This is a genomic window from Mongoliitalea daihaiensis (assembly GCF_021596945.1).
In the GTDB taxonomy this organism is placed as follows: Bacteria; Bacteroidota; Bacteroidia; order Cytophagales; family Cyclobacteriaceae; genus Mongoliitalea; species Mongoliitalea daihaiensis.
The window spans coordinates 3,048,841-3,072,203 of the sequence record NZ_CP063779.1; the positions used below are offsets into that span (position 1 = coordinate 3,048,841).

Genomic DNA, 23,363 nt, shown 5'->3' on the forward strand with positions numbered 1-23,363 from the left:
GGAGGTTACAACTTGTACCCCCTTAGAAACTCTTCGATAGCCATCCGTTTTTTACCTTCGAGCTGCAGTTCTTTTATTTGAAGTGTCCCATATCCAGTTTGATAATATAAAAAGGTTTTACCATCACTGCTCCATTCTCCTGGTTGGAGATTTGAAAGGGTGATTGGGACTACTTCTGATCGGTAAATTTTACATACTTTATCATGCAAAACTGTCCAGGCAGCAGGATAGGGTGATAATCCTCTCACCAGATTATGGATAGATTGAGCATCTTTAGTCCAGTCAATCTGGCAATTTTCTTTGAAAATTTTAGGTGCATGATGAATAAACTCTGCCTCGTTTTGAGGGGTAGTTTTTACAGTACCTGTAGCAATCATTTCAACAGTTTTGACTACAAGTAAAGCTCCTTTTTCCATCATCCGACTGTAGAGTGTTCCAATAGTATCTTCTGGATGAATCGGCTCTTTTTCCTGCAAAATGATATTTCCTGTATCAATTTCATGTTTGAGGAAAAATGTAGTCATACCTGTTTCGGTTTCTCCATTGATGATGGCCCAATTGATGGGAGCAGCTCCTCTGTAGTTAGGAAGTAAAGAAGCATGTAAATTAAAAGTCCCCATAGTAGGCATACCCCATACTACTTCTGGAAGCATGCGAAAAGCCACTACAATTTGAAGGTCTGCTTGATAGGAGGCAAGTTCTTCTAAAAATTCTGGAGATTTAAGGTTGGTAGGTTGTAACACAGGAATCTTTAATTCGGTTGCTGCTTCTTTGACCGGAGAAGGGATCAGCTTTTGGCCTCGCCCTTTGGGCTTATCTGGTGCGGTGATTACAGCGACTACTTTCCAATCAGCAGCGACCAATTTTTGTAGGGAAGGAACTGCAAACTCAGGAGTTCCCATATATATAATCCGTAAATCTTTGTTCATCGTACGCTTGTGTATCTATTAGGATTGTAAAATTTGTAAAAAAATATGAAAGGAGGCTAAAAACTTTCCAGTTAAGTAACCTTTAATAGTTTTTCTTCGTCTCCACGTTTTATAAAACAAAGATGATCCTTGATAATTCATCTTTAGAAATATATGACCATTAGCCTACTCCAAAGCAACAAAACTTTTGTGAAACTTGTACTGGTATTGAATGCCTTACTTTTTTCAGCATTGGCTGTATGTGATCATTTCGAAGATGTTGAGGATGTACTTTATCAGGATATTGAAATCTTGACAGAGCAAGATTTTGATGATTTTGATTTTCCTGCTAAAATATCACGAGCACTAGAATATCCTTTGGTTTTGTTTGAACGAACGGAACAAATCAAGGTGGTTGATTTTCTTCTTTCAGTAATTGTACCACTTGAAGTGTACCAGGATGATTTTTTTATTCAGCCTCCAAAAATTCAAATAGTATATCAGTTTTTTGTAGGTACGAGTATTTTTAGAAATGCCCCCTAGTGCTGTTTCCAACAGTGCATTGCTATTAAGTCTTTTCATTAAACCACAAGTGACTTTAGGAAGTCAACTTTGCTGAACAGTCTATTCAAGAAGAGCTGAATATCAGCTTTTAGGCAATGCTTTTTACTAGTTTATAGTCTATTTTCTTTTAAAAAAATCAAGTTAAACATGCGACTATTCATGTTAGTGGCCCTGGTATTAGTCTGGAATATCGGAATGGCTCAGCAAAATCTATTTAATATACCCTCAGGCGATATCACAGAAAAAAACAAAGTATTCTACCAGCATCAATTCAATATCTATCAGCCAATGTTTGAATCCAAAGGCCATTTTGTTTACGGTTTGGGCAAGGGTTGGGATATAGGTGTGAATTTGGTAGGTAAAGGCATTGGCTTTAATCCTACGCTAGAATTTATTACCAATGATAACCCTGCCCTAGGAGCGTTATCTCCACATTTGATGCCATCTATTCAAAAACAGTTTCGAGTATCAGAAACCTTTGATGTCAATTTTGGTACACAAACGGGTATAAATTTGGCAGATCAATGGGTTGAAAAGGAGATTGCTTACTTTAATTATGGGATAGGCGTCTATCATTTTATGAATAAAAAAAGTCGTTTGATTGGAGGAATCTACCATACTAATCGAAATTTTGTAGGTGATGGGACAGCTGTTGGCTTCCTTGTAGGGTATGAGTTAAAGGTAGCTCCAAGAACTTACTTGATGGGAGATTGGATCAGTGGGGACAATGAGTCTTCGGCTGCCGTCATTGGAGCCATGTATAACGTCACTAAGCGCTTTCAGTTTTGTGCAGGAATATTACTACCCAATAAGGGGAATGATAAGCCATCAGGGTTGGTGATAGAACTCAATTTCTTTGGGTGGGATTTGAATATGAAATAAATCTGATAATAGTGGATTCAGTGATCTCCTAAGCTTATGAAAAACCACTGAATCACCCCTTGGTATTAAAAAAAATCTACTTTAACCAAATAATTGGGTCATATAAAAAAAACACTTGGAAAATAGATTATTTTCGTAATTTTGCAGCCGTGAATTTATCTATCAACCATATTCCCACTTTTATCCGTGCTACATGCATCATGCTAGCCTTATTTTTTGTGGTGTTGGCTGTATTTGATGGGTTCGAACAAGAGCAAGAAATAGAGTATGTAGGAGAATTCTTAAGTGAAACTGATTTCGATTACGTCGATTTCCCGACTTCCATTTCTCGTCCCTCCAATAATCAAACCCTCAAAATCCAGCGATTGATATTGCTGAATGTAGTTGATTTTCTTTCAGAAGTTTTTAACATCAATACGTCTTTTGAAAAGGTAGTCGTTTACATTCCTGTTGAAATATTTTTTGGCTTAGACTATCTCATAGGCAAATCAATTGCCGCCAATGCTCCTTGAGTTAAGTTTTTAATAGTCAATTTTTAAGCACATAAACCCAAATAACTTTCTAGGAAAGATTATTCACTATTCATTTATTTATGAAAACCAATTTGTTGCACACTCGGAAAGGGGCTGTTATGCTTTCTGTTTTGAGTTACGTGGTCTTATTTGTGACCCTATTGAATCTTGTTGCCTGTAGCAGTGGTAACAGCAAAAATCAAAAAAAAGTACTTGTCCAAGTGCCGATTGTGGAACTTCAACCCATGAGCATCTCCCTTCCTAAGACCTATGTTGCCGACATACAGGCTGTACAGTTTGTAGAAGTTAGGGCTAAAGTAGAAGGTTTCGTGGATAGGATTTTTGTAGATGAAGGACAGTTTGTAAAAAAAGGACAAAATCTCTTTCAATTAACGTCCAATGAGTATAATGAGATGGTCAATTCAGCGAATGCCCGTTTGTTTCAGGCAAGAGCGGAGGCGCAGGCTGCTCAATTGGAGGTAGATAGGTTAAAAGTATTAGTAGACAAAAACATCATCGCTAATTCAGAGTATCAGTTAGCGCTTTCCAAAAAAGCGGTGGCAGAATCTGTTATTTCCGAGGCTGAATCCATGTTGAAAAATGCCCGCACAGGATTGTCTTACACGACAATTAAAGCTCCTTTTGACGGAATAGTCGATAGAATACCTTACAAAACCGGTAGCTTGGTTACAGCAGGTGATCTACTGACTAATATTACCGATATATCCGAAATTTTTGCATACTATAAAGTTACTGAAAACGAGTATTTAAAATACATGCGAGATAAAATCGAAAATGATACGCTTGATGATCAGGAAGTATCATTGATTTTATCAGATGGTGTTTATTACGAATACACCGGTAAGTTCGAAACTATGGAAGCAGATTTTGAACGTGGAACAGGGTCTATTGCTTTCAGGGTACGTTTCCCAAATCCTGATCAATTGATCAAGCATGGTTCTACGGGCAAAGTGGAAATGACTGAGTCTATTGAAGACATTTATTTAATTCCCCAGAAATCTACGTTTGAAATTCAAGACTTCAACTACGTCTACATTGTGGATAAAGATAATGTTGTAAAAATAAGAAGTTTTAAGCCTTTACAGCGTTTTGGACTGTTTTACATTGCTGACGGATTTGAGGCAGGGGATAAGATTATTTATGAGGGTATTCAACAGATAAAAGATGGTATGGAAATTATGCCAGAGTTGACGCCCGAGATAGAGGTCTATGATACATTGGTAAAGTCTTAAGCTATGCTAGAGTTATTTATCAAAAGACCGATTTTGTCTACGGTCATTTCCGTATTCATTACACTGCTGGGTTTGTTGTCTTTGACATCTTTGCCGATTACGCAGTTTCCAGAGATTGTTCCTCCCTCCGTAATGGTGACAGCAAGGTATACAGGGGCAAATGCAGAAGTGTTAGCAAAGGCAGTCGCAACTCCTTTGGAGCGGGCAATCAACGGAGTACCAGGGATGAGTTACATGACCTCTGTAAACACCAATGATGGGGTCACGATGATCAACATTATCTTTAAAGTAGGAACAGATCCTGATCAGGCTGCTGTAAATGTACAGAACAGAGTTTCGACAGTTTTGGATGAGTTGCCAGAGGAGGTAATCCGAGCGGGTGTACAAGCAGAGAAGGAGGTCAATTCCATGTTACTCTATCTTAACTTAGTAACCTCTGATTCAAGTCAGGATGAAAAATTTGTATACAATTTTGCCGATATCAATATCCTTCCTGAATTAAAACGGATTGATGGGGTAGGTTTTGCGCAGATCATGGGTTTTAAAGATTATGCCATGCGCGTATGGTTAAAGCCGGATAGATTGGTTGCCTATAATCTATCCCCTCAGGACGTCTCAGATGCTATCCGGCAGCAAAACGTAGAAGCTGCTCCAGGTAAATCAGGTATCGCCTCAGACCGTGATCCCCAAGCACTGCAATATGTCTTGAAGTATACAGGTAAATTTAATCAAGAAGAACAGTTTGAAAATATTACTCTAAAGGCTTTGCCGGATGGGTCATTATTGAAATTGAGAGATGTGGCAGATGTAGTCTTTGATGCACAGGAGTACAGCATGGTTTCGATGACTGATGGAAAGCCATCTGCTTCCATTATGATCAAGCAGCGCCCAGGTTCTAATGCCCGGGAAGTAATCCAAAACATCAAGGATAAAATGGATGAACTCCAAGATGCTTCCTTTCCTCCAGGGATGGAGTACAATGTTTCCTATGACGTCTCCCGTTTCTTGGATGCGTCTATCTTTGAGGTTATCAAGACCTTGGTGGAAGCTTTCTTATTGGTTTCATTAGTAGTTTTTATCTTCCTTCAAGATTTTCGATCAACGCTCATTCCTGCCATTGCCGTGCCAGTATCCTTGATCGGCACCTTCTTTTTCATGCAGTTATTTGGTTTCTCCATCAACTTGTTGACGCTTTTTGCCTTGGTATTGGCAATTGGTATCGTGGTGGATAATGCCATTGTGGTAGTGGAGGCCGTACACGTGAAAATGCATGATTTAAAAATGAATGCATTGGATGCGACCTTGGCTGCGATGAAAGAAATCGGGGGTGCGATTGTAGCAATTACCTTGGTAATGTCAGCAGTATTCGTACCTGTGAGTTTTCTTTCTGGTCCAGTAGGTATATTCTATCGTCAGTTTTCTTTAACACTCGCGATAGCCATTGTGATTTCGGGAATTAATGCTTTGACGCTTTCGCCTGCACTCTGTGCGATGTTGTTAAAGCCTGTTGATGTGGACCATAGCCCTAAAAACGGAAGACTTCAACGCTTCTTTTATGGTTTCAATAAGCGCTACGATGCCTTAGCCGCCAAGTACAGCGGTGTAATCAATGCCATTGCTGGTAGGAGAGTAGTGACTTTTGGAGCATTGATTTTATTCTTTGCATTGACATATGGAGGCTTGACAGTATTGCCAACCGGGTTTATTCCTAATGAAGATCAGGGAATGGTGTATGTCAATGTGACTACACCTCCGGGAGCAACAGTAGAACGTACTACGGAGGTAATGGATATGGTACAAGCAAGTTTACTTCCCTTGGAAGAAGTAGAAACCATTTCCACACTTGCCGGCTATAGTTTAATGACAGAAACTGCCGGGGCTTCTTATGGTATGGGAATGATTAACTTGGTCGGCTGGGGAGATCGTGACAAAAATGTAAATGAGCTGATCACTGATTACCAGGAACGAGTATCCCATATCAAAGGTGCGGAAATCCAGTTTTTCTCACCTCCGCCAGTACCTGGCTTTGGAAATGCTTCAGGTTTTGAATTGAGAATGCAGGACAAGACAGGTGGTTCTTTAGATGTCATGGCGCAAGTTACCCAGGAATTTATCGAAGAATTGAATGCTCGTCCGGAGCTAAAAGAGGTTACGACCAATTTTGAGCCAAACTTCCCTCAGTATGTTTTGAATGTAGATCATGATAAAGCTGCCAAACTGGGGATATCTGTGAACGATGCCATGGAGACACTTCAATCCTATATTGGAAGTTTTTATTCTTCCAATTTCATCCGATACGGGCAGATGTATAAAGTGATGATTCAGGCCTCTCCAGAATATCGAACCTCACCTGAGTCCTTATTATCGATGTATGCCAAAAATGATAAGGGCCAAATGGTTCCTTACTCAAATTTTCTAACACTTGAAAAAGTATTTGGTCCAGAGCAATTGACAAGGTACAATATGTTTAATTCGGCCTTGATAACAGGTGATGCCGCGCCTGGATATGCATCAGGCGATGCGATCAAAGCTGTTGAGGAAGTTGCTTTGAAAGTACTTCCGCGCGGATTTGATATCGATTGGTCGGGTATTACTCGGGAGCAAATTGAGTCGGGAAATCAGGCAATCTATATTTTTGCGGTCTGTTTGCTTTTCGTATATCTGTTATTGGCAGCTCAATATGAAAGTTATTTTTTACCTCTACCCGTAATTCTTTCCTTGCCAGCTGGTATTTTCGGTTCATTCCTGTTTTTAAAATTAACAGGATTAGAGAATAATATTTATGCTCAAGTATCTCTAGTAATGCTGATAGGTTTGCTAGGTAAGAACGCTATTTTGATTGTGGAGATTGCTATTCAAAATAGGGAACGAGGCCTTTCCATCCTTCAGAGTGCAATCAAAGGAGGGGTGGAGCGTCTCCGGCCAATTTTGATGACTTCCTTTGCCTTTATTGCTGGGTTAATTCCTTTGACCATTGCTTCTGGAGCTGGTGCTATTGGCAATAGAACGATCGGTACAGCAGCAGCAGGAGGTATGTTGATTGGGACATTGGTTGGTGTATTCCTTATTCCAGGACTGTATGTAGTCTTTGAGACACTCGATACCAAGTTTAAGAAAAAGAAAGCAACAGAAGTTTCTAAAGAATTACCAGTAACATGAAATCATTAGGAAAAATAAATAAACTGGCACTATTTATTCTGCTAGGCTCGGTGGTGGTTTCTTGTAAAACCGCAGAATTGACTCTGGATGATAAAGATACCGCTTTGCCTGTAGGCTTTGATACTACTTCTATGATTGAGGATGGTTCTTCATCTGCGGCTGCACTTCAGTGGCACAATTTTTTTGAAGATGATCATCTGAAATCCCTGATTCAAGTGGCTTTGGAAAATAATCAGGATCATCTGAAAGCAGTAGAAAGAATCAGAGTTGCTCGTGCCAGTTATCGTATTGCGAAAGGGGGATTACTCCCTGAAGTAAATGCTCTTGCGGGTGCTTCCGTAAGGAGGTTTGGAGAATTTACTATGGATGGAGTTGGTAATGCCGACTCCAACCTTTCTCCAACTGTACCAGAGGATAAACAAATTCCTGATCCATACAGGGATTTCATCGTAGGAGCTCAATTCAGCTGGGAGATTGATATTTGGTCCAAGCTTCGCAATCGAAAAAAGGCAGCATTTGCCCGTTTTCTAGCCTCAGAAGATATGGTCAATGCTATCAAAACATGGCTGGTTGCGGAAGTATCCCAGAAGTATTATGAGTTAGTAGCTCTAGATGAGGGAATCAAGATATTAGAATCAAATATTCAATTGCAGGAATTTGCTGTCAATCTTTCCAAAGATTTGAAAGAGTCAGGAAAAGAAAATCAATTAGCTGTTGACCAGTTTGAGGCATTGATGCTTAATTCCAAAGCGCAATTGATTGAGAAAAAACAGATATTGAGAACAGCAGAATTGCAGATGTTCCAATTGTTAGGGGTGTATGATACAGAGCTCATTCGCTTAGATATGGAGCAAGTATATGGAGTTCCTGACATCATTGAAATTGGATTGCCCGCAGAATTATTGGCGTATCGTCCCGATATCCGAATGGCAGAGCGAGAGTTGTTGGCTACCAAAGCAGAGGTGGATGTAGCAAAGGCTGCATTTTTTCCTTCGATTCAACTAGGTGGAATGGTAGGGTATAATGCATTTGATTTCTCTAGACTATTCTTTAACCCAGCATCATCTGTATATCAACTAGGAGCGGGTTTGGTTGCCCCTATTTTCAATAGAAATCAGATAAGAATGAACTTTGAATCTGCAAAAGCATCCCAAAAGATCGCATACTTGGATTACGAGCAAACCATATTTAAAAGTTACCTAGAGGTCCTTAACCTTGTCAATGAATTCAATGCATTTGATGAGCAGTTAGAGCTCAAAACCGCTGAAGTGGAAGTTCAAAAGCGCTCAGTGGAAAATTCAAATATCATGTTCCGTGTAGGCTATGCAGGCTATTTGGAAGTATTGAATGCGCAGACAAATGCACTGGAATCAGAAATTGAGTTGATTGAACTCAAGAAGCAACAGTTGCAAGCAAATGTACGCCTTTATAGAGCTTTAGGTGGTGGATGGCTTCAATAAAATTAAGTTCTGTAAAATCATGAATATTCAATCGATTGCGAAAATATATTTTGAATACGTTAACAAAATCTATGTTTTTGGCACGAATTTTCGGCATATAGTTATAGATTAAAACCAAACAAACATTTACAACAAATGAAAAAATTAATGTATGCAATGATGTTTTCAACAGCATTTGTGTTAGCATCATGTGGTAACAAAACCACCGAAGAAGTAGAAATTGAAGAGCCTGCTATCGAGGAAACTGCTCCAGTAATGGAAGAAGAAGTTGAAGAAGTAGAATTGGATTCTGCTCAAATTGAAGAAGTACAATAAATGAAAAAAAGCTGCTCATTACTGAGCAGCTTTTCTCTTTTTAAAAACTCACTGCAAGTAACAGAGACTTTTTTGTTGGAAAACCCTTATTTGAACTTAAACACTTGATAGAGTTTTTCTACCGATTCAAACTTACAAAAATAAAAAGGTAAAAAAAATACCCAATTTTGGGTATTTTTTGTCGGGTTTAGGTATTAATTTCTAGAATTTTGCAGGTTATTGGTCAAGATTGTAAATTTTCAATACTGATTTGTACTGAATGTTCGCTCCGAAAGATGCTCATCTAGATCCAATCTCGAAACTCCGCTATTGATCCACTGATTCTCATTCTTTCCTTTTAAGTGAAAATCAAAAAATTCCAGCATACGTACACTGTAATCTTTTCTATTTTCAAGTTTAGAAAGTCCATGATTTTCTCCTTTGTATTGTACCATGATAACTGGCTTTTTTAATCTTCGCAGGGCATTGTAATATTCAATTCCTTGAGTAAAATCCACTGCACCATCTTTATCATTATGTAACATTAATAAAGGAGTTTCTACATTTTTCACATGATATACAGGTGAGTTTCTATGGTAAGCATCCCAATTTTCCCATGGAGCTCCTCTAAATCTTCCTTGAGAAGACTCAAAAATCGACATATTACCTCCTCCTGTGTTCCAGTAAATCAAGTCATACATGGAAACCATATTCGTTAGTGGGGCTCCTGCCGCTGCTGCTTTAAATTGATTGGTTTGAGTAATTAGAAAAGATGTTTGATAACCTCCCCAAGAATGTCCATGGAGGCCCATCTTACTTTCATCAATCACACCCGTTTTTAAAGCTTCTTTGACAGCTGGCAACACACACCATACGGCAGACATTCCAGGGTCGTCCATCTGATAGACAATATCTGGAATTAAAACTGCATATCCATTGGAGGTATAAACTGCAGGATTCCAGCCTGTTCCTGAAAAACCTGGATTGCTATAGCTATGCAGGGTTTGAGATAGTTTCTCGTAGTAATAGACAATGGTAGGATATTGTTGACCTTCTGTATAGTTGGCAGGTAAAAATAAAGCAGCTTGTAAGGTATCACCTTTATCCGATACGTAATCCACTAAGCGTGCCCCCGAAGACCAAGTGTATTTTTCTACATCTGGTGCATTTTGGGATAATTGATCAAGTTTACTTATGCTTGCATCTGTCAAATACACATTGGTAGGTTCTGCGAACCGTTCTTTGGTCAAGTAATAAACTTCTGCATTTTTAGCTTTGGTAAAACGGTTGATTGCGGCATCTTCCCAAATCAGCGCTTGTGGACCCGCAACTAATGCAGATTTCCCGCCCTCCACACGGGCAATTCCACTCTTTTTTGTCCATTCGCCGTAGATAGCGAAATATTGAGCTTTGCTTAAATCTATTCCTTTCTCTTCACGATCAAGAACGAATCTGCTCTGGTAGCGAATTTTATCTTTTCTCCCATTCTGGGTTATATTGGTTGCACTGACTCTGCCTGCTGTGACAGGTACTTGCCAGATATCCCAACCATCTCTTAACAGCACAAATTTGCTATCCGCAGACCATCCAATCGGACTATGCATAGGCAAAGTCACATTTCTATCATTGTCTTCATCTACAAAACTCACGTTTATGGATGTCGTCAATGCCTTTAATTCTTTGCTAGGAATATCATATACATGAAAATGGCCATCTTTAGCTAATAGCAACTTAGTGCCATCCGGTGATGGTCTGGGTAAAGAGGCAAAAGTAGGAAGATAAAATTTCTCAAATATCAGATTCTTTTCTCCAGTGTTTAGGTCAATGGTGTATATGTCCCGATAATTTTGACCATCCAAATTGATGTCGAGTTCATATGCTTGTAAGTCTAACCCTAAGCCAAATTGGTGCTTTGGGAGTAGTGTCATTTCTCGGAAGCTGCTGTCTTGTAAGGATACAAACTGCTTCTTGGACACATCGTACATAGCATAGGTATTGAACATTTTATCCTGATTTTCCAATACCTGCTGTCTGGATTGCAGTCTGCTATCTTTCCAATGCCAGATCGTCATATCAGGTTTAGTTCCATCGACTGCTCCAATTGATTTTTCCGAAGAAGCAGTTGTTTTTGCAATTGCTTTTTTCAAATCATCCAGTGATTTCACCGTTGTATCAGCTAAGATTGCCTGTAATTTTACTTTTTCTAAAGAATCTTTGTTTGACTTAGGGCTGGTTTCGGCAATCGGCTCTTTTTTTTCTGGAACCAACGCATGGACTCCAAAAAACAACCTGTTTAAATCATTAGACCAAATGGGTGTCTTGTTGGGGCTAATAGTAGCACTTGAGGAGAAGTTTACACTATCCTTTTGAGGATCATAAATCGTCACCTGAGGTGCATTTAAGTTTTTAACACCGATTACTTTGCCATGATCTTGTTTGTATTTTTTGTCTTTGACCATTTTTAGAAGAGCAAATGCACCTCCGTCTTCTGTCCAAGAGATGGAACGATACGTGGCAGCATCGGAGTCTAAAACCTCAGTTTTGCCAGAACTTAAGGTTAGTAAGTAAATTCCATTTCCTACTTGATTAGCTGCGTCTACAGCATAGGCTAAATAAGTGCCTGATTTATTGAAACCAAAGGATGTGACATTTCCTATATTTTGCTTTTTACCGGATGCTAAGTGCAGTAAAACTAAATCAGAGCCTTTAGCATCTCCATTAGAACCTTCCCGATTCAAATTAATTGCCAGATGGGTAGCCGCAGTTCCATTGAAATTGAAGGAACCTACGTTTTCAAAGCTGGTTTTTTTGTAGTCATTGGAAAGATCGATCAGTGTCAATTTTTCTTTCAATCCTTTACCTCCTGATTTTGCAGCAGCTTTTCGCTCTTTATCGGTGGGGTATTCTTTGAACGCCAACCATTTCCCATTTTCGGCAAAGGAAATGGAAGGAAAGCTGCTTGAACCGACCATAAATGTCTTCTTGACATTAGGATCACTTGTTTTTTGAAGAATTAATTCACTGTCGCCTTCTACCATGCCCATGACATGTACCATCCATTGACCATCAGGTGATAGCTGCACCGTTCCCAGATTAATGGATTTCCAAGAAGGGATATCTTGCCAAGTAATTGGTCGTGGTTCACTCGCTTGATTTTGAGCATGGACTTGGCCCAAAATCAAGAATAAACAGGTAAATAAAATCGTGTATTTTTTCATTTGATTGTGTGTAAATTAATTAGGATGGGTAACATATCTTTCAAAAAATTCAATAATTCTGGCCATTCGATCAATCCTTCTAGGAATGGCTCCTGAACGAGAAAGTTCGTGGCCTTCCCCAGGGTATCGTACATATTCAACCGGCTTACCCAGTATTTTCAAACTCTTGTATAGCAATTCAGATTGACGAACACCTGTTCTCAAGTCCTGGTCACCATGTTTAATTAATAGGGGAGTCTGTATGTTTTGAACGTATGTTTGTGGGCTGTTATAGTCCATGATTTCTTTTACCCCTTCTTCCCAAGGATAGCCAAAATGGTTAGGGACCAATCTCCAAGCATTTCCTTCTCCTAAAAAGAAGGTTAATTCATATACTCCTCTTTGAGCAAAGGCTGCTTTGAATCGGTGATCATGTCCTACGATCCAAGCAGTCAAATATCCCGCATAGGAGCCTCCGGTAAGAAAGTATTGATCTTTATCTATCCAGGAATATTCCTCAGAAGCTTTATCTAAAGCAGCAAGTACATCTGAGGCAGGTCCATCACCCCAGTCTTGGAAGTTGCCTTTTTGAAAAGCCTTTCCATAGCCACCACTACCTCTAGGATTGGCATATACTACTCCATAGCCTTTGGCTGCCATGACCTGAAACTCATGCCACATGGAAAATTCCCCTGGTCCCCACATAGCTGAAGGGCCGCCATGCATATTTAAGATTGTTGGATATTTTACACCTTCTTTGGCATCCACTGGAGGCATGACCCAATAGTCGATTTCAAAGCCATCAGCTGTCTGAAGCGTATGAAATGTTGGTTTGGAAACTTTTTTTCCAGCCAACCAAGACTCATTCCAACGGGAGATTTGTTGAGGATTGCGATTGTTTTGATCAGCCAAAAACATCTCTGAGATTTGTTCGACGGTGGTAAGACTGTAAACTAACTTTTGCCCAACCAAATCGAAACTACTAACCCCCACCTGACCGCTGATAATAGGGTCGACTTTCCCGCTTGCAAGGACAGCTTTCCATAGGTAAAAACCGCCGTTGCTAGCTCCTGTAAAGTAAAGATTTTGTGAATCTGAGGTCCAAGTAGGGGCAGATACAGATCTGTCAAGAACTTCTGTAAGCCATTTAAAACCTGTACCATCCGCTTTTAATACGCCAATCATGGATTGGTTGTACGATGGTTCTTCTACATTTTGTCCTCCCACAGCAATCCATTTCCCATCAGGAGAAAATGTAGGATTTCCAATTCGGTAGTTTTCCAATCCAAAAAATTTTGTAGCCTTTTTATTGGAGAGGTCAATTTTCCAAACTTCTGTAGTGTTGCTCTCATCCGGGTGAATTTCGTTGAATAGAGAAGAGGCCAGTATGCTGCGCATATCCGGACTCCAAGTAGCTCCAAAAAAACTTTGAAATCCCTGGGTAATTATTTCGGTAGTGCCCTCACTTACATCCACTATACCCAAATGGGAAAAATTCAATTCAGGATTGAGATCTAGTTCACCTAAAAAATTTAATCGATCAATCACTTTTGGGTCATTTTTGGAGTTGTTCTTCGCTAGGTAAGCACGAAGTTCTTCCAAACTGCCGTCAGGATTTGGCTTAATTTCCTCTGTTGACATGCCAGCTTGTATTGCCTTGTAGTTAGGCTCGTCGCCGTAGCTTCTACCTGGTCTTGGTTGTTGCCAATCGGGAGTTCCTTCAATAGCCCAAATTGGGAGCGTCACAGAGAATAGGATTTTCTTACTATCTGGAGACCAAACGGGATTTGATGCACCGTTTTTTTCTTTGGTCAATTGTTGGCTCTCACCACCCGCTGTGGGTAAAATATAGAGTTGGGGTTTCCCGTCTTTGACACGTGTAAATGCCAATAACTTCCCGTCTGGAGACAGTTCAAATGAGGACACATTGTAATCAGAGGAAGTGACTGGCATACTTAGAAAAGGGGCTTTCAATTCGGTTTTCCAGATTTGTGCTTTGTATTCATAGGTTTCATCACCGGTGACAGCGATATGATTTTTGACGTAAAACACTTGAGACCCGTCAGGGCTGATTTGATGCCTTGTGGTTTGAGTGATCTTGGTTAGATCCGTAATGAGAACTTTCTCTTTTTGTTGTCCAAAGGATAAATGCACCAGACATACCCAAAGTAGAAGGAATAAGGACTTTTTAAGATGTGTATAATCCATGAGTTAATTTATTTGTAGAACGGAACACGAGTTTTGCATTAATTTGCTAATTTACTGCTAAATCAGTTTGTTTAGCTTCCCTTTATGCCAAGGATATGACCGTATTTAAAAAAACAGAAAACCCCATGTCCTTTTTTATATCCAAAGAAACGGAACTTTCTTTTTTGAGAGGAATCATGCGCCGAAGTTTGGATATGGTAGCGATTTTGGATAAAAATGGCTATTATAAATACATCAGTCCTGCAGTCATTGATATTTTAGGGTATGAACCCAGTCAAATTATAGGTAAATCTTTTCGAGAATTTGTAGCCAAAGGGGCGATTGAGATCGATTTGCTGATATTTGATCAATTGCTGCAATCAAAGGAACAAATGAAAGTCAATTTCTGGATGCGGAAAGCAAATGGGTCAAGAATGTTGATCGAAAACTTAGCAATCAATTTATTTGATGACCCCAATATTCAAGGTGTTTTATTCAATGGTAGAGATATCACAGATCTTTTTTATACAAAAAGTGCTTTGGATAAAAAGTATAAATTGGAAAGTTTACTGGCAAGCCTATCGACCAAATTTTTAAATTCAGTCTATTCCAATCTAGATGAAGCATTTAATGATTCATTAGAACAAATGACTGCTTTTTTTAAAGCAGAAAAGGGATTTATTTATCAGGTCAAATCCGAAAAAAGTAAATTTGAACTTGCCTTTCAATGGGAGGAAAAGTTGGGGTATTTACCAAAAAATATTGATCGAGAATCTTTCGTTAACTTTTTGACTGCTTATGATTCCGAAGGAATAGTATTACTTCATGAGAATGAGGAGGTTTCGGAAGTTTATACTGTTTTTCCTCGCATTTTTTGTGAATCTAAGAGTTGTAATATTTTGTTGATTCCATTTTATGCAGCGAATGTTCTTTCTGGTTTTTTTGGAATCAGCGGCTTTGAAAATAAAGATTTTTGGAGTGTGAAAGATCTATTAGTTATCAAGCAATTAGGAGATATTTTTTCAGGCGCATTTGTCAATCGATCGATCAAAAAGCAATTGGATAGAAATGAAAATTTATTGATAAATACAGAGATATTAGCAAAATCCGGTTCTTGGCGCTACAGTTCCAATCAAAAACGTGTTGTTATCACCCCAGGATTTAGAGATTTATTCGAATTACAATCTCCCAATTTAAATATCCCTATCAGAGAGGCATTGAAGTTAATTTCACCCAAAGATCTACCAGTATTCATTCAAAAAGTCCGAAATACCATTCGAAACGGAGCGAGTGAAACAGGAGAGTTAATGATTCATTCAGCAAAAGGAGTTCAAAAATTTGTATATTTCAGTATTCAGTCCAAACCGGATTTTGAATTAAAGAAGCCCGAACTCTATGGTTATCTGACTGATATAACAGCAATCAAAAAAAGTAGGGAAGAGATTGTCAAAAGTGAGGAGAAGTTTAGAACCTTGGTTGAAGATAGTACGGAGATAATATTTTCTTTGCAGCGGGACCTTACTATTACCTATTTATCACCCAATATTGAACAATATTTAGGTTTTGAATCGTCTAAAGTTATAGGTTCCAAACTAACTCAGTTTATGCACCCAACTGATTTGGAGGCTTTTGAGCGTTTTTTACGAGAAGATGAAGGCTTTTTGTCCAAAACTCAGTTTTTAGAGTTTAGGCTCAGAACTAAAGATGAAACATACAAGACATTTGCTTCTAATGCCAAGCTGGTGTATACGAGTGATGGGGAGTTTTTGTACAATGGCATCGCACGAGATGTCACCAAGTTGAGAGAAGCTCAAAAAGAACTAATTTTGGCTAAAGAGCGTGCTGAGATGGCAGCGAATGCAAAAACGCAATTTTTGTCAATCATGAGTCATGAAATCAGAACTCCCATGAATGCGGTCATCGGATTGACGCATTTACTCATTGAAGATAATCCAAGACCTGATCAAATAGAAAATCTGAAAACCCTACAGTTTTCGGCAGAAAACCTATTAGGCTTGATTAATGATATTTTGGATTTCAATAAGATGGAGTCAGGGAAGTTGCAAATAGAGTATATATCCATCGACTTAAAAAATCTGATAGGAAGAATGCTTGCTTCCTATAAGTTTCAAGCCAGGGAAAAAGAATTGCAGATCATTTTTGAATACGATGATCAAATCCCAAGTACGCTCTTAGGAGACCCCGTAAGAATTGGACAAATCATCAATAACCTTGTTTCCAATGCAATTAAATTCACTGAAAAGGGCTTTGTAAGGGTAGCCGTAATACCTAAGAAGTCAAATGCCGAATCGATAGAACTAGAATTTATTATTCAGGATAGCGGTATTGGGATACCTCCAGATAAGTTGATGCATATTTTTGATGCATTTACGCAAGCGAGCACTGAGACAACCCGTAAATTCGGTGGAACTGGTTTGGGTCTTGCCATTGTAAAAAAGCTTATTCAGCTTTTTGGAAGTGAGATAATGGTCAAGAGCGAGCTAAATAAAGGGACGAGCGTCAGTTTTGTGTTGACACTTCCAAAAGCCAAAATAGCAATCGACTCCTCTGTCCCAAAGATAGTGCAAGTAAAAGAGAGTCTACTGAATGCTCATATTTTGATTGCGGAAGACAATATTGTCAATCAACTGATGATCAAGAAATTTATGAAAAAGTGGGGGGTAGGAGATTTTACCATTGTCAATGATGGAGAAGAGGCAATCGAAATTTTGCAAAAAGAAAGTTTTGATCTAATTGTACTAGATCTTCAGATGCCCAAAAAGGATGGGATTGAGGTAGCCAAGTTCGTGCGTACACATTCAGATAAGATTTTACGAACATTACCGATCATAGCAATGACAGCCTCTCCTTGGGAGGAGATTCAGGAGCAGTTTGAGGCTTTAAAAATGAACGATTATGTGCCTAAACCTTTTAATCCTGACAGCATGTATGCTAAACTGGTCAAACACTTGCAACATAATTTGAGTAATTCTTGATGTTTGCCCAACATTAGGCGTATTTTTGAGTACAAAATTGGTGCGATGAAAAAAATTGTAGGGCTTCTAATCAGTCTTTTGTTTTTCCACGAACTACATGCCCAAAGTAATTTGAGCAATCGTTCGACTTTTTATGGAACTATTGGGACGACTAGTGCTAATTTGAGGGAGTTTAATAATCTATTGGAAGACAAAGGGTTAAGTTCTTTGAGAAAGGGGTACTCCAATTATACAATTGGGTATATGGCCCGGTTCAATGATTTTATTTTAGGCCTTGAAGTAATCCAAAGTACGAGCCCTCGAGCAGACTTTGATGATTATCAAATCGGTTACCGAACCTCGCGGGCGATGCTAAACGTGGGTTTTTCTTTTACCGAAGAGGGAAGGTTTCAATTGATTCATTACATGGCTATTGGAACTGGCTCATTGAATTTTCAAATGATTAATCCCGAGGAGCCATCAACTTTTAATCAGTTTATGACAGACCCAAGGCAAGGATTTATTTTGAGAGATGGAGATATTCACCGTGGTAGTTTGAATTTGACAGGTTTTCTAACAGAATTCGGTTTTCATTTAGCATATGATTTTCCGATCCCTGGAAGAAATGAAGCCTTGGAACTGATTGCGAAGTTTGGGTATTCCTTTTCACCATTTGAAGATTCATGGAAACTCAATGGCATGAGTTTTAGCTCTACGCAGAGTGGAGCGTTTTTGCGAGTGGGGGCAGGGATATCTATCCCAGATCATAATTACTTTTATAAAGATGCCGATATAGGGGTTCATTTTTTGGGAAGTATGAATTTTACCAGTCCTACAAATCTCAATGAAAAATTAGCAGAGAACGGCCTAAATACCTTTGGAGGCAGACCAAATAATTGGGGATTGAAGGTTCTTGGATATAACAAAGATTGGTTATATGGAGTCGATTTGTATAACCTCGGCATGAGTGGACAAGCCAATGAACAGTACAATCATACCCTCAACTCCGTCCGACTTTATGCCAATCTAGGGAAAAAGTTTTTTGAATTCAAAAACATTGAAATGGGTGTTCTGGGAGGTCTTGGATATGGAAATCTTCGCTATACCTTGATAAACCCATCCAAACCGGATTTTCCTACGTTGTTTGAAAACCCCAATTTTGATGGGAGACTTACAGGCAGGGGATTGATGGTCAAGCCAGAGGTATATCTTGGATATGGGCTTCCGCTGGCTTTAGGTAAATTCTTTAAATTATTTGCAGCAGTACATGCAGGATACGAGCAGCCTATAGGTGCCTACAGATTAGGAGATCTAGGTATGAGCTCTTACATGAGCAATCCCTATGTGCAATTCAGTATTGGTATCAGGCCTTAGTCCTCTACTTCTACGATCAGTTCGATCTCTACAGCAAAACCTAATGGAAGGGAGTTCATGCCGACAGCGGATCGGGCATGTTTTCCCTTTTCCCCAAAAACATCTACCATCAAATCGGAAAATCCATTGATTACTTGTGGGTGCTGAGTGAAATCACTGTCAGCATGGACCATGCCGAATACCTTCACAATTTGTTTTACTCGATTCAAATCTCCAAGTTCTGCCTTCAATACGGCTAATTGTGCAATGCCGGTCAATCTTGCAGCTTCTCTTCCTTCATCTATACTTAGATCCTTTCCAACTTTTCCTAGTATATACCCTCCTTCTGGAAGTTGAGGTCCTTTCCCAGCTAAAAATAGGAGATTTCCTGTCCGAACAACATGTACGTAATTTGCAAGGGGTGTGGAAAGTTCAGGTAGGAAAATTCCCAGTTCTTGGAGTTTTGCCTCCGCGTCCCAGGTATTATTTTCAGCTGCAGGTGAGCTTGGAGTTCGTGTTACACCATCATTATTTGGTGTACAACCAAGAATAAAGAGCCCTATTATAATCAAATATCTCATGGGATGTTTTTTTTATTTACAATTTAAGCAATGTTTCTCCTCAATTTTGAAGATTTCATTTTTTTGAAGGTATAATTTTGTAAAAAAGTCCAATAAATTCACCTTTTGTCCGTACTTTTGAGCTTGCTTATCGAGAAAGACTGAGGGATGGGCCCTATGACGTCTTAGCAACCTGTATTCAAGGTGCTAACTCCCCTTCCGGAAATGCCGGAAAAAGATGAGCGGTTGATTCTCTTTTTATCTTCCGGTTCTACTCGTATAAGCTTTTTATGAACGATTATGAAAAACAGAACGGAACAGTTATTATCACTTGCGCAACAAAAAGTCTTGATCTTAGATGGAGCCATGGGCACCATGATTCAGCGCTACAAGCTATCGGAACAGGATTTCAGAACGCCCGAACTAGCCAATCATCCCAAACCATTGAAAGGGAATAATGACTTGTTGTCCCTTTCCCGACCTGACATCATCAAGGCAATCCATGCTGCTTATTTTGAAGCAGGTGCAGATATCATCGAAACCAACACGTTTTCAGGAACATCCATTGCACAGGAAGATTATGGACTTTCTCAGCTGGCGTATACGATCAATTTTGAATCAGCCAAAATTGCCCGAGAAGTTGCGGATGAATTTTCAGCTAAAAATCCAGCTTGCCCTCGGTTTGTAGCAGGTGCATTGGGTCCAACCAATAGGACTGCATCTCTTTCTCCGGATGTCAACGACCCAGGGTATCGTGCGATTACATTCGATCAATTGGTAACTGCTTATGAAGAACAAGTAAAAGGATTGTTGGATGGGGGATCAGATATCTTATTGGTGGAAACCATTTTCGATACACTCAATGCAAAAGCGGCATTGTATGCAATTCAAGAAGTCTTTGAGCAGCGAAACATTCCTTTAAATCCCGAAGAGGGTGGGATTCCTGTCATGATTTCTGGCACTATTACAGATGCTTCGGGACGAACGCTTTCTGGGCAAACTACTGAGGCTTTTTTAATCTCTGTATCTCATGTGCCTCTGTTTTCAGTAGGATTAAATTGTGCCTTGGGCGCCAAAGAACTGAGACCATATCTGAAGGTTTTGGCTGAAAATGCTCCATTTCTGGTATCTGCATATCCCAATGCAGGGTTACCCAATGAATTTGGTCAATATGATCAGGGCGCAACAGAAATGGCAGATCAGATTGAGGTCTTTTTGAAAGAAGGCTTTGTGAATATTTTGGGGGGATGTTGTGGGACTACTCCAGAGCATATTCAGGCGATTGCAAGTATAGCGGCTAATTATAGTCCCCGAAGAAGAACATTTGAAGTAGAACGTGATGAGTAAGATCAGAAATAGTCAAGTTTTGAAATTATCTGGTTTGGAGCCATTGGTTTTCACACCTGAAATCAATTTTGTCAACGTAGGAGAGCGAACCAACGTGACAGGCTCCAAAAAATTTGCCCGTTTGATTCTCAACAGTCAATACGATGAGGCCTTGGATGTGGCTTTGGATCAGGTTAGAGGTGGAGCACAGGTCTTGGATGTGTGTATGGATGAAGGGATGTTGGATGGAGTGGCTGCTATGACACGCTTTTTAAATTTGATTGCTTCCGAACCGGAAATCAGCCGTATTCCTATTATGATTGATTCTTCTAGATGGGAGATTATTGTGGCAGGATTGAAATGTGTGCAAGGGAAGAGTATTGTGAATTCCATCAGTTTGAAAAATGGAGAAGCGGAATTCATTCATCAAGCAAAAACCATCAAGAAATTTGGAGCAGCGGTGGTAGTGATGGCTTTTGATGAAAAAGGCCAAGCTGATACATACGAGCGGAGAGTGGAGATATGTAAACGCAGTTATGATTTGTTGGTGGAGGTGGTCAACTTCAATCCACATGACATCATCTTTGATCCGAATATATTCCCGGTAGCTACCGGCATGGAAGAACATAGACGCAACGCTTTGGATTTTTTCTTGGCTACTCAATGGATCAAGCAAAATCTCCCTGGAGCAAAGGTCAGTGGAGGGGTGAGTAATGTCAGTTTTTCTTTCCGTGGCAATGACCGAGTACGGGAAGCCATGCATGCGGCATTTTTGTACCATGCTATCAAACATGGAATGGATATGGGAATTGTCAATCCCACGATGTTGGAAGTATACGATGATATTCCAAAGGATTTATTGGAAAAGGTAGAAGATGTACTTTTTGATCGAAAGGATACCGCGACTGAAGCCTTGTTGGAGTTTGCCGAAACAGTCAAATCAGCTGGTAAAAAAGAGGTAGTCAATGAGGCTTGGCGCTCAGATAATGTAGAAAAAAGAATTGAACATGCGCTAATCAAAGGAATCATTGACCATGTTATTGAAGATACAGAGGAGGCCCGTGTGAAATATGTAAATCCATTGAAAGTCATCGAAGGGCCGTTGATGGATGGGATGAATGTGGTGGGTGATCTCTTTGGCGAAGGTAAAATGTTTTTGCCGCAGGTGGTAAAATCTGCACGGGTGATGAAAAAAGCCGTAGCCTACCTTGAGCCCTTTATGCCCAAAGCTGGGGACGCTGATTTTAATGCTGAACAAAGCAGTGTGAAGAAGATTTTGTTAGCTACTGTCAAGGGGGACGTACACGATATAGGGAAAAATATCGTGGGAGTTGTGTTGGCTTGTAACAGTTATCATATCATCGATTTAGGAGTAATGGTAGAGGCTCAAAAAATCATCGATGAGGCTATTAAAAACAAGGTGGATATCATTGGTCTTTCAGGTTTGATAACCCCTTCATTGGATGAAATGGTCAATGTGGCAGCTGAGATGGAGCGACAAGGCTTAAAGATTCCTTTACTGATTGGTGGAGCTACTACATCCCGTATACACACAGCTGTAAAGATTGATCCTGTATACTCTGGCACAGTCATCCATGTAACGGATGCTTCCAAATCGGTTCCAATTGCCGGTGAGTCGATTTCAGAAGAAACGAAGGAAGCCTACCATTTGCAGATTAAAGAAACCTATCAACGCTTGCGCGAAGAGCATGAGGCCAAACAACAAGTGAAACAATTGGTTTCCTACGCTCAAGCTAAAGATAATCCAGTGTTCATTGATTGGGAGCATTACAATCCAGTGAAACCTATTCAGACAGGGATTACGGTGTTGGATGATTTGGACTTGTCTTTATTGAGATCTTACATCGATTGGACACCATTCTTTAGTACGTGGATGTTGTCGGGTAGATTTCCGAAAATATTGGAAGATCCTGTGGTAGGTGAAGAAGCTAAGCGACTTTATCAAGAGGCTAATCGCATGCTGGATTCAATTATTGAAGAACAATGGTTAAAAGCAAAAGCGGTTGTAGGCTTATTTCCTGTTCAACGAAGGGAAGATGATGTGGAAGTTGTGGGAGTGGACAAAGAATATTACTTCCACTTTTTACGTCAACAAGGAAAAAAGGGGAGAGGAGTTCCTAATCGTTCCCTAGCCGACTATCTACATCCAGATAGAGAAGATTACATGGGTGGCTTTGCCATCACCACAGGATGGGGAATAGAGAAAAAATTAGCGGAGTTTCAAGCCACTCACGATGATTATCATGACATCATGTTGAAGGCCTTGGCTGACCGATTGGCCGAAGCTGGAGCCGAATATCTGCACGAATTGGTTCGTAAAGAATTGTGGGGGTATGCGCCAGATGAAAATCTAACTAATGAGTTTTTGATCAAAGAAGAATATACAGGGATACGTCCAGCTCCGGGGTATCCGGCATGTCCTGAGCATTCAGAAAAGCGCACGCTTTTTGACTTGCTTCGGGTAGAGGAACTTACAGGAATTACCCTGACGGATTCTTTTGCCATGTATCCGACATCTTCTGTATCTGGATTTTACTTCGGACATCCTGAAAGTAAGTATTTTGGATTAGGAAAAATCGGAGAAGATCAAGTGGAAGATTATGCCAAACGGAAAGGAGTTTCCAAGCAACAAGCAGAAAAATGGTTATCCCCAAATTTAGCATATACTCCAATGCTTGTAACAGTTGAAAATTAAGTATTTGATAGCAACGT

General features: G+C 39.7%; 15 protein-coding genes and 1 riboswitch. Of the genes, 11 read left to right on the top strand and 4 right to left on the bottom strand.

Annotated features, from left to right (window positions below; genetic code table 11):
- Positions 1-5 precede the first annotated feature (5 nt).
- A complete protein-coding gene (gene fmt / locus IPZ59_RS12920) occupies positions 6-929 on the bottom strand; it encodes a methionyl-tRNA formyltransferase (protein WP_236136465.1) in 924 nt (307 codons plus the stop codon).
- A gap of 153 nt (positions 930-1,082) precedes the next feature.
- On the opposite strand from fmt, the gene IPZ59_RS12925 reads away from it, so the two are divergent.
- The 7 genes from IPZ59_RS12925 (at position 1,083) to IPZ59_RS12955 (ending at position 9,053) form a co-directional block, all read left to right on the top strand.
- On the top strand, positions 1,083-1,451 hold the full coding sequence (locus IPZ59_RS12925; protein WP_236136466.1) for a hypothetical protein: 369 nt from the start codon (positions 1,083-1,085) through the stop codon (positions 1,449-1,451).
- A gap of 168 nt (positions 1,452-1,619) precedes the next feature.
- On the top strand, positions 1,620-2,354 hold the full coding sequence (locus IPZ59_RS12930) for a hypothetical protein (protein WP_236136467.1): 735 nt from the start codon (positions 1,620-1,622) through the stop codon (positions 2,352-2,354).
- A 149-nt stretch (positions 2,355-2,503) separates the two neighbouring features.
- Entirely contained in the window at positions 2,504-2,866 is a 363-nt protein-coding gene (locus tag IPZ59_RS12935; protein ID WP_236136468.1) for a hypothetical protein, read from the top strand.
- Positions 2,867-2,985: 119 nt separating this feature from the next.
- Positions 2,986-4,119, top strand: a complete 1,134-nt coding sequence (locus IPZ59_RS12940) for an efflux RND transporter periplasmic adaptor subunit (RefSeq protein ID WP_236139813.1) — start codon at positions 2,986-2,988, stop codon at positions 4,117-4,119.
- Positions 4,120-4,122: 3 nt separating this feature from the next.
- Positions 4,123-7,278, top strand: a complete 3,156-nt coding sequence (locus tag IPZ59_RS12945; RefSeq protein WP_236136469.1) for an efflux RND transporter permease subunit — start codon at positions 4,123-4,125, stop codon at positions 7,276-7,278.
- On the top strand, positions 7,275-8,738 hold the full coding sequence (locus IPZ59_RS12950) for a TolC family protein (protein ID WP_236136470.1): 1,464 nt from the start codon (positions 7,275-7,277) through the stop codon (positions 8,736-8,738). Before IPZ59_RS12945 ends, IPZ59_RS12950 begins: the two co-directional genes overlap by 4 nt.
- A gap of 135 nt (positions 8,739-8,873) precedes the next feature.
- Positions 8,874-9,053, top strand: coding sequence for a hypothetical protein (locus IPZ59_RS12955; protein ID WP_236136471.1), 180 nt, complete (start codon positions 8,874-8,876; stop codon positions 9,051-9,053).
- A gap of 239 nt (positions 9,054-9,292) precedes the next feature.
- On the opposite strand, the gene IPZ59_RS12960 is transcribed toward IPZ59_RS12955, so the two are convergent.
- Together IPZ59_RS12960 and IPZ59_RS12965 are read right to left on the bottom strand one after the other, a co-directional pair.
- Positions 9,293-12,250: a S9 family peptidase gene (locus IPZ59_RS12960; RefSeq protein WP_236136472.1), complete on the bottom strand. Its 2,958-nt coding sequence runs from the start codon at positions 12,248-12,250 to the stop codon at positions 9,293-9,295.
- Between the two features lie 15 nt (positions 12,251-12,265).
- On the bottom strand, positions 12,266-14,437 hold the full coding sequence (locus IPZ59_RS12965; RefSeq protein ID WP_236136473.1) for a S9 family peptidase: 2,172 nt from the start codon (positions 14,435-14,437) through the stop codon (positions 12,266-12,268).
- Positions 14,438-14,562: 125 nt separating this feature from the next.
- Here IPZ59_RS12965 and IPZ59_RS12970 point away from each other — a divergent pair, with 125 nt between their 5' ends.
- Both IPZ59_RS12970 and IPZ59_RS12975 read left to right on the top strand, forming a co-directional pair.
- Complete coding sequence (locus IPZ59_RS12970) at positions 14,563-17,412, top strand: PAS domain S-box protein (protein WP_236136474.1); 2,850 nt, start codon at positions 14,563-14,565, stop codon at positions 17,410-17,412.
- A gap of 45 nt (positions 17,413-17,457) precedes the next feature.
- On the top strand, positions 17,458-18,765 hold the full coding sequence (locus tag IPZ59_RS12975; protein WP_236136475.1) for a hypothetical protein: 1,308 nt from the start codon (positions 17,458-17,460) through the stop codon (positions 18,763-18,765).
- Here IPZ59_RS12975 and IPZ59_RS12980 read toward each other — a convergent pair.
- Positions 18,762-19,325, bottom strand: coding sequence for a RidA family protein (locus tag IPZ59_RS12980; protein WP_236136476.1), 564 nt, complete (start codon positions 19,323-19,325; stop codon positions 18,762-18,764). The genes IPZ59_RS12975 and IPZ59_RS12980 overlap by 4 nt on opposite strands.
- 124 nt (positions 19,326-19,449) lie before the next feature.
- Positions 19,450-19,549: riboswitch (SAM riboswitch) on the top strand.
- Between the two features lie 55 nt (positions 19,550-19,604).
- Between IPZ59_RS12980 and IPZ59_RS12985 the strand changes: the two genes are divergently transcribed.
- Positions 19,605-20,651, top strand: coding sequence for a homocysteine S-methyltransferase family protein (locus tag IPZ59_RS12985; protein ID WP_236136477.1), 1,047 nt, complete (start codon positions 19,605-19,607; stop codon positions 20,649-20,651).
- The gene (gene metH / locus IPZ59_RS12990) at positions 20,644-23,346 is read left to right on the top strand and encodes a methionine synthase (RefSeq protein ID WP_236136478.1); all 2,703 of its coding nucleotides are present in this window, start codon (positions 20,644-20,646) and stop codon (positions 23,344-23,346) included. Before IPZ59_RS12985 ends, metH begins: the two co-directional genes overlap by 8 nt.
- Positions 23,347-23,363: the final 17 nt, after the last annotated feature.

Excerpts from the sequence above, each read along its gene's own strand:
- IPZ59_RS12980 (WP_236136476.1), bottom strand. The coding sequence starts at position 19,325 with ATGAGATATTTGATTATAATAGGGCTCTTTATTCTTGGTTGTACACCA.
- IPZ59_RS12965 (WP_236136473.1), bottom strand. The coding sequence starts at position 14,437 with ATGGATTATACACATCTTAAAAAGTCCTTATTCCTTCTACTTTGGGTA.
- metH (WP_236136478.1), top strand. The coding sequence starts at position 20,644 with ATGAGTAAGATCAGAAATAGTCAAGTTTTGAAATTATCTGGTTTGGAG.
- fmt (WP_236136465.1), bottom strand. The coding sequence starts at position 929 with ATGAACAAAGATTTACGGATTATATATATGGGAACTCCTGAGTTTGCA.
- IPZ59_RS12950 (WP_236136470.1), top strand. The coding sequence starts at position 7,275 with ATGAAATCATTAGGAAAAATAAATAAACTGGCACTATTTATTCTGCTA.
- IPZ59_RS12960 (WP_236136472.1), bottom strand. The coding sequence starts at position 12,250 with ATGAAAAAATACACGATTTTATTTACCTGTTTATTCTTGATTTTGGGC.
- IPZ59_RS12945 (WP_236136469.1), top strand. The coding sequence starts at position 4,123 with ATGCTAGAGTTATTTATCAAAAGACCGATTTTGTCTACGGTCATTTCC.
- IPZ59_RS12940 (WP_236139813.1), top strand. The coding sequence starts at position 2,986 with ATGCTTTCTGTTTTGAGTTACGTGGTCTTATTTGTGACCCTATTGAAT.
- IPZ59_RS12925 (WP_236136466.1), top strand. The coding sequence starts at position 1,083 with ATGACCATTAGCCTACTCCAAAGCAACAAAACTTTTGTGAAACTTGTA.
- IPZ59_RS12985 (WP_236136477.1), top strand. The coding sequence starts at position 19,605 with ATGAAAAACAGAACGGAACAGTTATTATCACTTGCGCAACAAAAAGTC.
- IPZ59_RS12970 (WP_236136474.1), top strand. The coding sequence starts at position 14,563 with ATGTCCTTTTTTATATCCAAAGAAACGGAACTTTCTTTTTTGAGAGGA.
- IPZ59_RS12975 (WP_236136475.1), top strand. The coding sequence starts at position 17,458 with ATGAAAAAAATTGTAGGGCTTCTAATCAGTCTTTTGTTTTTCCACGAA.
- IPZ59_RS12930 (WP_236136467.1), top strand. The coding sequence starts at position 1,620 with ATGCGACTATTCATGTTAGTGGCCCTGGTATTAGTCTGGAATATCGGA.
- IPZ59_RS12955 (WP_236136471.1), top strand. The coding sequence starts at position 8,874 with ATGAAAAAATTAATGTATGCAATGATGTTTTCAACAGCATTTGTGTTA.